The 13,933-nt window shown below is 57.8% G+C and carries 10 protein-coding genes and 1 pseudogene; 5 read left to right on the top strand and 6 right to left on the bottom strand.

Annotated elements, in window-relative coordinates:
- Positions 1-108 precede the first annotated feature (108 nt).
- From ACP4CD_RS10050 to ACP4CD_RS10025, 6 genes are all read right to left on the bottom strand, one after another.
- Entirely contained in the window at positions 109-573 is a 465-nt protein-coding gene (locus ACP4CD_RS10050) for a hypothetical protein (RefSeq protein ID WP_426994430.1), read from the bottom strand.
- A 26-nt stretch (positions 574-599) separates the two neighbouring features.
- The gene (locus tag ACP4CD_RS10045; RefSeq protein WP_426992749.1) at positions 600-743 is read right to left on the bottom strand and encodes a hypothetical protein; all 144 of its coding nucleotides are present in this window, start codon (positions 741-743) and stop codon (positions 600-602) included.
- A gap of 29 nt (positions 744-772) precedes the next feature.
- Positions 773-1,438, bottom strand: a complete 666-nt coding sequence (locus ACP4CD_RS10040) for a hypothetical protein (RefSeq protein WP_426994429.1) — start codon at positions 1,436-1,438, stop codon at positions 773-775.
- A gap of 122 nt (positions 1,439-1,560) precedes the next feature.
- Positions 1,561-1,800, bottom strand: a complete 240-nt coding sequence (locus ACP4CD_RS10035; RefSeq protein WP_426994428.1) for a hypothetical protein — start codon at positions 1,798-1,800, stop codon at positions 1,561-1,563.
- Positions 1,785-4,016, bottom strand: coding sequence for a cytochrome-c peroxidase (locus tag ACP4CD_RS10030; RefSeq protein WP_426994427.1), 2,232 nt, complete (start codon positions 4,014-4,016; stop codon positions 1,785-1,787). The genes ACP4CD_RS10035 and ACP4CD_RS10030 overlap by 16 nt, the downstream gene beginning before the upstream one ends.
- A 748-nt stretch (positions 4,017-4,764) precedes the next feature.
- On the bottom strand, positions 4,765-6,624 hold the full coding sequence (locus tag ACP4CD_RS10025; RefSeq protein WP_426994426.1) for a hypothetical protein: 1,860 nt from the start codon (positions 6,622-6,624) through the stop codon (positions 4,765-4,767).
- 516 nt (positions 6,625-7,140) lie between these two features.
- On the opposite strand from ACP4CD_RS10025, the gene hyfB reads away from it, so the two are divergent.
- From hyfB to ACP4CD_RS10000, 5 genes and pseudogenes are all read left to right on the top strand, one after another.
- Positions 7,141-9,273 carry a hydrogenase 4 subunit B gene (hyfB, locus tag ACP4CD_RS10020; RefSeq protein ID WP_168033694.1) on the top strand — a complete coding sequence of 711 codons (2,133 nt, stop codon included), beginning with the start codon at positions 7,141-7,143 and terminating at the stop codon, positions 9,271-9,273.
- Positions 9,270-10,213 (top strand): annotated as a pseudogene (locus ACP4CD_RS10015) (respiratory chain complex I subunit 1 family protein). Before hyfB ends, ACP4CD_RS10015 begins: the two are co-directional and overlap by 4 nt.
- On the top strand, positions 10,213-10,890 hold the full coding sequence (locus ACP4CD_RS10010; protein ID WP_313728623.1) for a formate hydrogenlyase: 678 nt from the start codon (positions 10,213-10,215) through the stop codon (positions 10,888-10,890). Before ACP4CD_RS10015 ends, ACP4CD_RS10010 begins: the two are co-directional and overlap by 1 nt.
- Positions 10,887-12,350, top strand: a complete 1,464-nt coding sequence (locus ACP4CD_RS10005; protein ID WP_064029009.1) for a hydrogenase 4 subunit F — start codon at positions 10,887-10,889, stop codon at positions 12,348-12,350. Before ACP4CD_RS10010 ends, ACP4CD_RS10005 begins: the two co-directional genes overlap by 4 nt.
- On the top strand, positions 12,347-13,927 hold the full coding sequence (locus tag ACP4CD_RS10000; protein ID WP_426994425.1) for an NADH-quinone oxidoreductase subunit C: 1,581 nt from the start codon (positions 12,347-12,349) through the stop codon (positions 13,925-13,927). The genes ACP4CD_RS10005 and ACP4CD_RS10000 overlap by 4 nt, the downstream gene beginning before the upstream one ends.
- Positions 13,928-13,933: the final 6 nt, after the last annotated feature.

The raw sequence follows: 13,933 nt of genomic DNA, 5'->3' as shown, positions 1-13,933 counted from the left end.
ATTAAAGCCCGCATTGCTAAATGCAACAGCACAAAGTGCAAACCAAAGTATGCAGGCTATGGCAGTTTTCTTTGAGGTACTCAAGTCTTTATCCATTTTAGCGCATGCCTAACGAATGAAATGGACTTTCCTAACCCTGCCAGAGAGAAATATGTTAGATCGAAGGTAAGTAACTCGTTCAATCAACAAACAACTCGCCAGATGAAAGTCGGCCACACTGCGGATAAAACTTCGGATCTCGCGAAATTGATTGAACTGACCCCAGTGGGTATTGGGGTCCCAGATCAGCGGTTGGCCAATGTTGTTGTAGAGGATACCGTCTATGGGGATGTTAGTTTGGATTCCAATTTTTTGATTTTGGTAGGCTTGATATGTATCTATTAACTCCGGCGTATAGGCTGAATCGATATGCTGGTTGATTTGATATTCCAAGCGGAGTTGCAGGCGTTGGGCTTCGAATAGAGCGGGAGAGTCGCCTTTAGAATAAATTTTTATTGTGTTGTTAACGCTAATATAGTTCTGACGTAATTGGTTGTATTGATTTGTCCATTGTTGAACGGTTTGACCTGCCATATCCAGTTCCTTGTATAAATATTTAATCAGTTAGTCAGTTTGGTTTCACACCATTGCTTTGGGTCGTAATGTTCCGAAATATCGATGCCTTTTCCTTGCGCCTGTTGAGTTAACCAAATCAAATTGGATTTTTCTTTCAGAGTTCCACCCGTATCTGCTTGTTCTGCCAAGCTAAGCCAACACGTTGCTTTACCAATATTTAATGGATAACCTTGAATCCCCTGTGAAAAAAACTCACCAGATATAATTGTGCTGTTTCTACCCCCATCTTTGCAGCCAATAGCTTTAATTCTCTGCCTTTGAGATCATTCTGGGGAATCGTTTGCCAATAAGATGTTGGTATAGGCTCTTGTGGGCCAATATGTATGGTCAACAACCCACTCAATATATTGGTGCAATACGGCTGCCCGGCATTCGCCGCCTGCACGACATAACGTTCGTAATTCCGCATGTCCAAATCCCAGCGGGCGATCACCAACGCCGCCAAACATTGCGCCGATGGGTCGCCGGCGTCGGCCAGCCTGCGCAAATGGTGGTAAGCCGAGCGCTCCCACGGCATCAGCCAATGCCGACCGGAATTAACGGTGGGGCCGATATTCAACAGTTGATACGCCAGATCGGCTACTTCGAAGCCTTGCTTGGCCATGTCCAGGATCAGTTGCCGGCGCCTTTCGACCGTGTAATGCGGCGGCCTTGAACCGTTGACCGCCAGTTCGTTGAACAACTGCAAATCCATGCGTTGCCGATCGGCTTCCGCTAGCGGCGGATACTCGCGCGGTGAATGGTAAGGCGGCGTGTAGATGTACCAACCCAGTACCGACAGGGCCATAACGCTAAGAACGAGCAGTATTTTTTCGAGGGGCATGTTGGCGCGAATAAGCGAACCGAATGAAGATGTGCAAAAGAGCGTATTTTATAAAAATGACAAATCATGACATCGGCTGAAGTCAGCTGATTCAGACATTGGTCTATTCGCTAGTCGTTGATTTATAAGTCTTTTACGTCAGTGCTCGTCCCGGGGCGAATAGGATTAAATCCTTCCTGCTTACCCACGGCCGTGGCGTGAACCGAATGGTCGTGGGTATCGACGAAATGGGCGCTTTGATTGCCGATTAAATCGGGATGGTTCAAATCAGCGGCTTGCCGGCCGACGGCGAATTGGTCGCTGGGCTCCAGTACCAAGACATTGACGCCTTGTCCGCGATTGCCGTTTATTCCAATACGCAACTGCCCGTCGGCGTCAGGATCGCGTCGTTGGGGTCCAGGTCCAGGAAGGTGGGCAGCGGGTGGTGGGAGCCGCTCGCGCCGACCGCGCCGATTCTCGCCAGCGGTTGGTAGGGGCGGCCGTCGATCGGCAGACGCAGTTCCGGATGGTCGAACGGCGCTTTTTGGTAGCGTACGCGCTGGTCGGTCAGCGACACCAGAAAGGCGACCAGTTCTTCCTCCTGCCGGTCGGTCAAGCCCAACGGTTTGATGTTGGGGGCGAGATCCGGCGCGTTGAAGTGGCAAAAGTTGCCGCCGCGATTGTAAAACTGTACCACCTGCCGTAACGTCGCGACGCCGCCGTTGTGAAAGTAGGGGCCGGTCAATTGGCTGTTGCGCAGGCCGGGGGTTTTGAAAGCGCCATCGACCGCCGCCCGTTTAAAGTCCCGGTTAAGGATTTCGTCGGGATCGCAGATCTGATTATGGTTGGCATCCGTGCAGACCGCGCTGTTGCCGTCTTCGCTCAGCGCTGGAATCGCATCGTTACCCAGAATTGGGAACGGAATCGGGTCGGGTTTTCGCGGCTCGCCGGCCGGCAAGGCTTGATTGGCTTCGAAATTCCGCCGCTGCATCAGGGCCTGACGAGCAAAGGCCAGCGGTAGATTGGCATTGTCCGAGCCTCCTCGGCCCAAGTCGTCGGTGGTCGGCGTCACCGCGATATTGTAGAAGCCGCTATCGTAAAGGGCGCTGCCGTCGGCCATAGTCATCGGCCGAATCAGGTTTTTACCCTGGTTGGCGGCGCGGATGGAGGCTTTGGTCAGTTCCGGACCGGCGTGGCATTGCACGCACTGGCCCTGGTTGACGAACAGATTCAAGCCGGCCAGTTCCTTGTCGCCGAAGCCTGCGTTAAAGCGGCCGGTTTCCATCCAGACGTCGAAATAACTGCGGTCGGCGACCAACGTCGATTCGTACAGCGACACCGCCAGCCCGAAAAATAGGCTGAAGTTGTATTCCATTTGGTTGAAGACGATGCCGGGCGCTTCGATGGCTTCGTCGGATTCCCAATATTGGTCGTTAAACGCGGCCTTGATCAAATCGGCGTAAGTCGTATCCAGGCCGCGATAGGGCGCCTTGGCGAGGCCGCCCAGCACCGAATCCTCGGGATGCACGACTTGTTGTCCCAGCGGCGTCAAGGGTTTGCCGGACGCGGCGGACGCCGCCAACAGCTTTTTGCCAATTTCCGGAAAGCTGCGGCCATTCGGCAGGCTGGGATCGGACGTGGATTTTTGATGCGGGTCGCCGAACGACATTTCCGCGAAGCTGACGGTCGGGTCCATCGCCTGCGACGCCAAGCTGGCCTGGGCCAGGGAGATTTGTTCCAGGGCCAATCCGTCCGGCGTGTTGACGACGATGGCGGCGTTGGGATTTTGGTCTCCGAAACCGTCCTGGCCGTTGAAATGCGGATTGGCGCGGCCGTCCCAGAAGTTGCTGAAGTTGAACACCGCGTTGATCACCGACGGCGCGTTGCGCGGGACCGAGCGGCGCACGTTCTTCTTGCCGAACAGGTTCCAGACCGGGTCCTGGACCGGCGTGCCGCTATCGACGGCGAGGCCGGGGTTTACGTGGTCGAAAAAGGTGTACAACATGCCCATCGAGCCGGCGATGTCGTTGCTGTTACCGGTGCTGGGATCGATGGCGCTATTGGCGCCTTGGACCACGCTGTCGATGGTCTTGACGAACGGGAAGTCCTGGCGGGTTAACCTGGCGTTCGGACCCTTGATTTCGAAATCGGCGGCATTGATTTTGTTTGCGTTGGCAAAACCGTCGATCGGATTGGTTTTAGCATTGGCTACCGCGAGAAAGCCGGGGTTGAGTTGATTTTTAGCGCGACTGTCGGCACCGGCGTGAAAATGGCAACTGGCGCAGGCCTGCACGCCGTCGCTGCCGATTTGGCTGTCCCAGAACAGCGCCTTGCCCAGTTGCAGGGCCGCTTCGCGGTTCTTGACGAAGCGGTCCAGTCCTTCCGGCAGCGGCGCGCCGCCGTCTTGTCGCACGGCCAGACGCAAGGATTCCAAGCCAAAGGAGCGAGCGTCGGCCGGCGCTTGCACGATGGTGGTATTGGCGGAGACGCCGGCACCGGCCAGCAGGCCGGTTATCAAGGCGGTGTTCAGAAAAATCCTGGCGGCTCGGGAATGGGCGGCCGGTTCGATGGTGCGTGCGCTAAACAGGTGGCGGTACATGACAGTCCTCTTGATGTTTATTCGATCATGTCCCGGAATGCTTGGATTGCAACCCCTGCGAGACCGGGTTGCCGTGACGAAGGATGGCTTGCAATCTCGCCGTTGATTCCGCGGTTTGGGTTTGGAGAAACCGGTCCGGGCGTTATTAGTTTTTCAAAATAAGGTTGGCGCGGCCGGCTGGTGGCCGGCCGAGCCAAGAAGCGAGGGACGTCCTTTTCCCTCTAGGGTTTTGGCTTAGGCCAGTACGATGCCGCCGCTGCAACGACCGCCGACTGAACTGCCCAATTTGACAGCCAAACCAGCACGAATGTTGGATTTTACTTTCATGACACTCTCCTCTTTATACCCGTGCCCATCGCACGTCGATTCGCCGGCCCCATGCCGACTGATCCGGTTCGAGTTTGACCGCCCGCAATCCGCTGCGCAGGCGCGGTCCGACTATCCTCTAAATTCAAAATCGCTGGCGCCACGCCGGAATAGGGTTGACGCCCCGTTAAACCATTCGGCCAGATCGTCCGGCCCCAACGCGATAGGCCGACCCGAAAGGCTATGTTCGCGTTAATCTTCGCCGTCGCCCCGGTATCGATCGCTCAGGCCCGGTAGCCGCGGATGGCGATGGCTAAGCGTCCTGCCAGCCGAGTCCTGGCTAAGCGATGCCAGAGGCGACGGTCGCGCATCCCTGTCGTGATTAACGCGAACATAATCGTTAAAGGCGCTCGGCCATCCCTAGCCGAGGCCGCGTGCCGGGCTAGCCGTGCTCGCGAATGTCGATGTTGCTCTTGGTCACCCGTATCTCAACGTGGAACAATTGCTCGAAGACTTCGCCGATGTGCGGAATACGCTGGACTTCGCCGAGCAGCAGGTTGTAGATATTCAAATCCGCCGCCGAGAATTCGCGCTCGGGTTGCGGGCGGCCGAGCAGCCGATTGATCGCTTGCTGGGTTTGTTCGGCGGCGGCCAAAATGCCTTGCTCACGGCGGAAATATTTCATCAAGCAGCGAATCAAGCGCTCGAACGCCGCCGCTTCGTAGGCCGGTCGGCCGAATTGCGTACTCAAGATGCCGCGCAATTGCGCCTCGGCGATCCGGTGATAGGCACTAACCGCCGGCGGCGCGATGCGTTCGGCCAAGCTGTCGGCATTCGTCGTCAGTCCCAAACCTTCGCAGGTTTTTTGATACATGTCGGCGTAGACCTTTTCCCGATCGGCCCGCCATGCTTCGCTAGCGATCAGCGATTTGGATTGCAACTGTTTGATCTGAGTTTGCACCAGCGCCTTGAACGCGTTAAATCGTTCGGAATCGACGTTCGGCCAAGTATCCAAAATCGTCCACAGCTCTTCGTAATGGCGGCTCATCAGCGACCACACCGAGAAGGCGATGGCGTGGGCCTGCAAGCCGTACAGACCGTAATCCAGCGCGGCCGGCAATGCGTCCAGCGCGGCCGCGACCTCCGGGGCTTGCGGAACGTCGTCCATGCCGGCCAGCGTCGTGCCGTCGACCAGCACGCCCAAAAATTCTTCGATCATCTTGCGCGGTCCGGCGCAAACGCCGTGCGCGGACTGAAACACGTAGTTGCGTTCGGCGTAGTCGTAAATGCCTTGGGCTGTCATCGGCGCGTCGGGGGCGAGCGTGGTTTCGACGACCGGCAGGAACAGCATTTGATGGGTGGTCATCCGCACACCGTCGGTGACGCGGTACATAGATGACAACACCGGATGCAACTCGCCGTTCGCGACGCGGGGCGCGGTTTTCATCAGTTGGTAGGCCGGAACCGCCAGCACCAGCGCCGACAAGCGCTCCAAATGACCGACGGTCCAGCCGGCGCGGGCTTCCGGAAAACGCCGCAGATAGGCTTCGCGGATTTGCAGCAAGGCGGCCATCGCCGGCAACCAATGCTGGCCCATGCTTTTCAGCGCGGTCAAATTCATCGGCCGCTCGTTTTGGTAGCGGCTGCCGGGGTAGGGGCAGGTCGTCCATTCGGTCGGCACTTCGACACGCAACGGTTTCGGGAAGACGTTGGATTCGCCGACCTGGCGACCTTCGTTATCCATCGCGATATGAGCCACCCGAAATACCGGGATCATCAATTCCAGATAGCCCAATTCCACCGGTCGGCCGGTCAGTTCGGCCATGATGGCCTCGCATTCGAACCAAGTGCGCGGCGATTGGCCGGGAGCCGTTGGTAGTAGGTGGTTGGCGCCGGTTTGCGCCATTTTAGGGGCGGGTGCCGGGTTGGTGGTTTGCAGGATGCCTTGTAGAATCAACTCTTCGAGCAGATCCTTAACCACCGGCCAATCGTAGCCCTGGCCCCAACCGGTGGCGCTTATGGCTGGAAAGCTGGCTTGCTTGGCCAGGTTTTCGCCGAATGCGAACAACTCGGGTTCGTCGAAGCTGATTTCCTTGTCTTCGTAATACAGGCGTAGTTCGGTGGCGCCGGTCTCGTTGGTGACGTATTGGGCGATCGTGCGTTTATGCATCGGCAGAAACAGCCAATCGTCCTGGCTCAGTTCCGCCAGTTCCGGCGTTTCGGTCAAGTCGGCGTGAAACGGGCAGCCGCCGCTGTGTTGGGTGTCGTCGGTCCGAGACCTTTCCAAAATCGGCTGGCTCATCGCGCATGTCTCCGGAATGGGTTGAGTTCGAATGGCACGCTTGGTAACGACGCGCCGGCTCTAAGGACTGGAATCCCGTGCCGCCGGTCATTTCTACTGATATCCGCAACCGTGTCGGCGTGATGAAACAATAAATCCAGCGCCGGTTGGTGTCTGTGAATAACGGCATCGGTGCGTTGCGAGATAACTCACTTGACACCGGAAAGTGGGCGTACAGTGTTCGTCAGACCGTGTGGCGTAAGTCGTTCCGCTGCTTTGCGTAGCTCGAGGGGGAGGCGACTGCTTGGGTGTGGTGAAACTGGTTCGGATCAACCAATTGCGCCGGTTGAAATCAACCAAAAGTTTCGCTGGAGCGTCGATTAAGCGCACGACGATGATGCGGTCGCTTGTTTTGTAAGGGCGTTAACGCGATTGGCTCGGGTATTGCCTGAGCGCATCTGTCGTAACACAAGATCGGCGAGGTGTGGCAATGAGCGATTCGGTAGCGAATCTGGCTGAAAACGGAGAGATAGCCTCATGGTGTTGATATTGGCCTATGCCGCGGTGCTGTTGAGTTTTGCGTCCGGGCTGCTGGCGCTGCTGGTCAACCGCCGCGCCGGTTTGCTTCGGCTAGGCCACGCCGCGTTCCGGCGTTGGCCGGCCGGCAGGCGATGTTGGACTAGCGCCGATGCCTGGCTGGAAGAAAGCCGATACGCGGCGTTACTGAAAACCACGGTATTCAGGTTGCTGGGTGCGGCGGGCGTCGCCGCGATTCTGGCCGGTTTGTGGGTGCTGTTGGGTCAAACCTCGGTGGTCACCGACCGAATTGGCTTGGGCTTGCCGTGGTTGCCTTGGCATGTACGTTTCGACGGTCTGTCCGGTTTCTTCTACTTGATAATCGGCATCGCCGTTGGCGCGGTCAGCCTGTACGGGCCGGGTTATGTGGCGGCCTATCAAGAAGAAAAACATCCGTTCGCGGTGTTGGGCTTGTTCACCGGTCTGTTCGTTGCCGGTATGTTGTTGGTTCTACTGGCGGACGACGCCTTCTTTTTCATGATCGCCTGGGAGCTGATGTCGGTCGCCAGTTATTTCCTGGTGGCGTTTCAGCACGAACACCCGGCCAACCGCCGCGCCGCTTTTCTGTATTTGCTGATGGCCGAGGTCGGCGCGCTCGCCATCATTCTGGGATTTGGGGTGTTGGCGGCCTTTACCGACGGCTTTACCTTCGACGCCTTGCGTCAAGCGCAACTGTCCTCGAATTGGGCGACCTTGGCTTTCGTGCTGGCCTTGTTGGGTTTCGGCATGAAGGCCGGCATCGTGCCGATTCACGTTTGGTTGCCGGAAGCGCATCCGGTCGCGCCGTCGCATATTTCCGCGCTGATGAGCGGCGTCATGCTGAAGGTGGCCGTCTACGGACTGATCCGGTTTTGCTTCGATTTGCTGGGCGACGTGCATTGGCAATGGGGCGTCGTGCTGTTGGTGCTGGGCACGTTCTCGGCCTTGGGCGGCATTCTGTACGCGATGATGCAGCCTAACCTGAAACGCCTGCTGGCGTACAGTTCGGTGGAAAACATCGGCATTATCTTCATGGTGCTGGGCTTGGCGGTGATCTTCATGGCCAACGGCTTTCCGCAGCTGGCGGCCTTAGGCTTATTGGCGGCCTTATTTCACGCCTTCAATCACGCCTTGTTCAAAAACCTGCTGTTTTTAGGGGCCGGCATACTGCAGCATCAGGTTCACGATTTGAATATCGATACCATGGGCGGCTTGATCCAACGCTTGCCCAAGACCAGTTTCCTGTTCCTGATTGGCTGCATGAGTATCTCGTCGTTGCCGCTGTTCAACGGCTTTGTGTCGGAGTGGCTGGCCTTCCAGACCGCACTGCAGGTGGACGCGCTGGAAAACGGCGTGCTGCGGAGTCTGATACCGGTGTCGGCGGCGGCCCTGGCCTTGACCGCCGCCTTGGCGGCGGCTTGCTTCGTCAAAGTGTTCGGCATGATTTTCTTAGGGTTGCCGCGTTCGCGCAACGCCGAAAAAGCCCAGGAAGTGGACGATCGCGGCATGCTGTTGGCCTTGAAATTGTTGGCTGGCTTGTGTTTTTTCATCGGGATTTTTCCGGCTTTCATCATTGACTTACTCAATCAGGTGGCCCGGCAATTGTTGGGGCAAGCCTTGCCCAACGACACCGCGCTGAGCTGGTTGCGGCTGGCGCCGGTGTCGCATCAACAGGCATCCTACGCGCCGCTGTTGGTGTTGATCAGCGTTTTGTTGGCGTCCGGCGCGGCGTTCTGGTATCTGCGCCGCAATCCGGAAACTAAAACCATGCGCCGCGCGCCGGCTTGGGATTGCGGCTTCGGCGGTTTGAACGCGCGCATGCAATACAGTTGCAGCGCGTTTACGATGCCGTTCCGGCGCATTTTCGCCAAGGTCTGGTTGATCGACGAGCAAATCGATAAAGACCTGCACGGTGCCGGGGACATCGAAGTCGCGGCGATTCATTACCGCCTGCAAGTGCAGGATCACAGCTGGCCCAGGCTCTATCTACCCATTGCCCATGGCATCAATCAACTGGCCAGGCTGGTTGGCCGCATCCAGACCGGTAATATCCGGGTTTATCTCGGTTACTCGTTTGCTACGTTAATTCTGATGTTGTGGGTGGTCAGTCTATGAACTGGTTCGTTGCCGTGCTCCAAACCTCGCTGTTCGTGGCCTTGGCGCCGTTGTTGAGTGGTTGGTTGAAATGGTGCAAATGCCATTTGCAAAATCGCCGGGCGCCGTCCTTGCTGCAACCCTATCGCGATTTGCTTAAGTTAACCCGTAAACAGCCGGTGGTGGCCGAACATGCTTCGTGGCTATTCATCTACACGCCGTACATCGTGTTTTCGGCGATGGTGCTGGCCGCATCGGTGGTGCCGTTGATAGCGGTGGACTTGCCGACCTCGGCCAGCGCCGACGTCATCGTATTGGTCGGATTTTTTGCGTTTGCCCGGTTTTTCTGGCGCTGGCCGCGCTCGACATTGGGACCGCATTCGGCGGCATGGGCGCGTCGCGGGAAATGACGATTTCGTCGCTGGCCGAACCGGCGATGCTGATGGCGGTGTTCACGCTGACGATGACCGCATCGACCACCAACCTATCGCTGGCGATCGAACATGTACTCTACGAAGGCTTGGTGCTAAGGCCGTCCTTCGTGTTCGCGATGTTCGCGCTGATGCTGGTGGCGATCGCCGAGACCGGCCGGATTCCGGTCGACAACCCGACCACTCACCTGGAGCTGACGATGATCCACGAAGCGATGATCCTGGAATACAGCGGCCGCCATTTGGCGTTGATCGAGTGGGCCAGTCAGTTGAAGTTGGCGTTGTACGGGGTGTTGCTTGCCAATATCTTCGCGCCTTGGGGTATCGCGCGGGAATTGACGTTGCCGGCGCTTGGCTACGGTTTGCTGGCGATTGCGGGCAAGTTGGCGGTGTTGGCGGTGTGCTTGGCGATTTCGGAAACCCTGGTGGCGAAGATGCGCTTGTTTCGGGTGCAGGAATATCTCAGCTTCGCCTACTTGCTGGGTTTGCTGGGCATGTTGAGTCACATCATCTTGGAGGCGGCGCGCTGATGAATCTCGAACAACAGGATTTTTACACCCAGGCGATTTTGTCGATGGCCGCGCTGGTCGGTTTGACCTCGTTTCTGATGCTGGGGCAGGGGCGTTTGTTGCGGCTGATCTTCGTGTTCGCGCTGCAAGGTTTGCTGCTGACGCTGACCACGGCCTTGGCGGCTTACAGTCTGGATAGCCATCATCTCTACATTTCCGCGCTGTTGACCTTGGTGCTGAAGGTGTTGTTCATTCCGTGGATGCTGCGGCGGCAGGTGCTGTTGCTGAATTTGCACCGCGACGTGGAGGCTTTGAAAAACAACACTTTCGTGATGCTGGGCGGCGCGGCGCTGATGGTGTTCAGCTATTACGTGCTACATCCCATCGTGCAGACCTCGTCGGCGGTGATGTTGAATGCATTGGCGGTCAGCCTGTCGGTGGTGCTGCTGGGCATGTTGTTGATGATTTCGCATCGGCAGGCGATTGCTCACGTGGTGGGCTTCATGTCCATCGAAAACGGCTTGTTTTTCGCCGCGATTGTGGCGACTCGCGGGATGCCGATGGTCGTCGAATTGGGGATAGCCTTCGACGTGTTGGTCGCGGCGGTGTTGTTCGGGATCTTTTTCTTTCATATCAGCACCAGCATCGACTCGCTGGATGTCGATCGCATGAACCGTTTGCACGAGGTGGACCGATGATCGCCGCTTATCTGGTCATGCTGATTCCGCTGATCGGCATCCTGTTTTTCGCGTTTGTCGGTCACCAGCGCGAAACCGGCCAACTCAACGTGCGCTTCAATGCCGTCACGTTGCTGGCGACGATTTGGTTGGCGGTCAATGTGCTGAACAACGGCACCATCCTGTCGGCCGGCAAGGCCTTCATCGTCGATTCGTTCAACGTGTATCTGATCGTGTTGACCGCCTTTGTCGGCTTGACCACCTCGATTTTTTCCGCGCCTTACATGGAGCACGAAAAGCAGCGGGGTAAATTGACCGAGAAGCGGCTGAAGCTTTACTACTCGATGTATCAGGGCTTTATGCTGGCAATGTATCTGGTATTGACCACCAACAACATGGGGGTGATGTGGGTGGCGATGGAGGGGGCGACGCTGGCGACCGTATTATTGGTCAGCCTTTACCGCACACCGGAATCGATAGAAGCCGCCTGGAAATATTTCATTCTGTGCGGGGTCGGTATCGCTCAGGCCTTGTTCGGCACGATCTTGCTGTATTACGCGGCGGTGCAGATCGGCGACGGCGATAACGCCTTGCTGTGGTCGGTGCTGTTCGACAACGCCGCGCGCTTGAATCCGGAAATTTTGGAGCTGGCCTTCGTGTTCATGTTGATCGGCTACGGCACCAAGATCGGTCTGGTGCCCTTGCATAACTGGTTGCCGGACGCCCATTCCGAAGGCCCGACGCCGATGTCGGCGGTGTTGTCCGGATTGTTGCTCAACGATGCCCTGTACGCGGTGGTGCGCAATAAGATGCTGGTGGACGGCGCCACCCACACCAACATGGCCGGTTTGTTGATGATGGGATTCGGCTTGCTGTCGTTTTTGGTGGCCGCCTTGTTTTTGCACCGGCAAAAAGACATCAAGCGCTTGTTCAGTTACTCGTCGATAGAGCACATGGGCGTGATGACCTTTGCCTTCGGCATGGGCGGCGCATCGGCGACCTTCGCGGCGCTGCTGCACATGACGGTGCATTCGTTGACCAAATCGGCGATCTTCGTGACAGTGGGCCATGCCGCGCAACTGGCGGGCACCCAGCAGATGGAGAAAATTCGCGGTTTGATCAAAACTCAACCCGAGATCGGTTGGGGGCTGTTGATCGGTACCGTGGCGATTGCCGGCTTTCCGCCGTTCGGCGTGTTCACCAGCGAATTTTTGGTATTGGTGGCGACGATGCATAGTTATCCGTGGCTGGCGCCGGTATTGTTGCTGGGAATAGGCGTCGCCTTCGCCGGGCTGTTTCGCCACATTCAACCCATCGTCTACGGCGAGCGCCCCGAGGGCCAGCAGCCGATTAAAGCCAATCTGTGGCCGGTGATGATTCATCTGGCGCTGGTATTGTGGTTGGGTCTGGCAATTCCCGATTTTCTGGCGAATTGGTTTTCGCAAGCCACGCAGTTGATTTCCGGGAGCGTGCCGCTATGAGCGATTCGAACTGGACCGAAGTCTTACGCTCGTCCCTGTCGGCGGCCGGTGTCGCCGTCGAATCGGATGCCGCCGGCGACGCCATTTTCCGTTGGCGGGTGGCTTCCGAACATTGGCGCACGTTGGCCGAGTTGGCGCTAGCCGATAGCGTGCGCTGGTCGGCCGGCTGGGCCGAACAACGCGCGGCCGGTTTTGTCGTGCATGTATTGCTGGAAAAACACGGCGTTTATCTTTGGGCGCAAACCGAGCTGGGTCCGGCAAAGCCGGAAGTGCCCAGTCAGGCCGGCGTGTATCCGGCCGCCAATCGCAGCGAGCGCCACACCCAGGATATGTTCGGCATCCAGTTCGTCGGCCATCCGGATAACCGGCCGTGGACGCGCCACAAGGCGTGGGACAAACACCAACATCCGTTGCGCAAGGACTTTCCGGTCGAAGGCCGCCCGGAAACCGTGACGCCGCCGGACATGGATTATGCCTTCGTGAAATCGCACGGCGCCGGCACCTACGAAATCCCGGTCGGTCCGGTCCATGCCGGCATCATCGAACCCGGCCATTTTCGGTTTCAGGCGGTCGGCGAATTGATACTGAATTTGGAAGAACGCCTGGGTTACGTGCATAAAGGCATCGAAAAAATCGCCGAGGGCCGCGATCCGCCGGGCTTGGCCAGGCTGGCCGGCCGGGTGTCGGGCGATACGACCGTCGGACACGCCTGGGCCGCCTGCATGGCGATGGAGCGGGCGGCCGGTGTCGAAATTCCGCCGCGCGCGGCGCTGATACGCGGCATTCTGGCCGAACGCGAGCGGGTCGCCAATCATCTGGGCGACATCGGCGCGATCTGCAACGACGTGGCGTTTACGTTCGCGCAAATCCAATTTACCCGATTGCGCGAAGACTGGTTGCGCACCCAGGCCGCGATGTTCGGGCATCGGCTGATGATGGATTGCGTCGTTCCGGGCGGCGTGACATCGGACTTGTCGGCTAAGCAATGCCAAGCCATGCGCGTCGGTATCGTCAAGCTCAGAGACGAATTGGCCGACCTAATGACCACGCTGGATTTGAATTCGTCGCTGGAAGACCGGCTATATACCGCCGGATTTTTGTCCGAGGATATCGCCGCCGCCTACGGCACGGTCGGCTATGTCGGTAGGGCCAGCGGTCAGGATTTCGATGTGCGCCGCGATGCGGCCTATCCGCCCTACGACGCGGTCGGTTTCAAGGTAGCGCTGGAAAATCAGGGCGATATCGCCTCGCGTTTTTGGGTGCGTTATAAGGAAATCATCGCCTCGATGAAGCTGATCGAACAGTTTATCGACCGGCTGGCGCCGGGCGCGTTGGTCGGCGAGTGGCTCATCCCGGCGGCCGGCAGCCGCGGCCTGGGCATCGTCGACGGCTGGCGCGGCGAGATCGTGAGTTTTGTGGCTTTCGAAGCCGGCAACCGCATCGCCCGGTTCTACCCGCGCGATCCCAGTCAGTTGAACTGGCCGGCACTGGAAAAATTGGTGTTGAACAACATCGTGCCGGATTTTCCGGTGTGCAACAAATCCGTGAACGGCTCCTATTCCGGTAATGACTTATAGGTAGCG

Source organism: Methylomonas stagni, assembly GCF_050154735.1.
Lineage (GTDB): Bacteria > Pseudomonadota > Gammaproteobacteria > Methylococcales > Methylomonadaceae > Methylomonas > Methylomonas koyamae_A.
The sequence above is the reverse complement of the archived record's forward strand: the minus strand, read 5'-3'. Positions and strand labels throughout refer to the sequence as shown.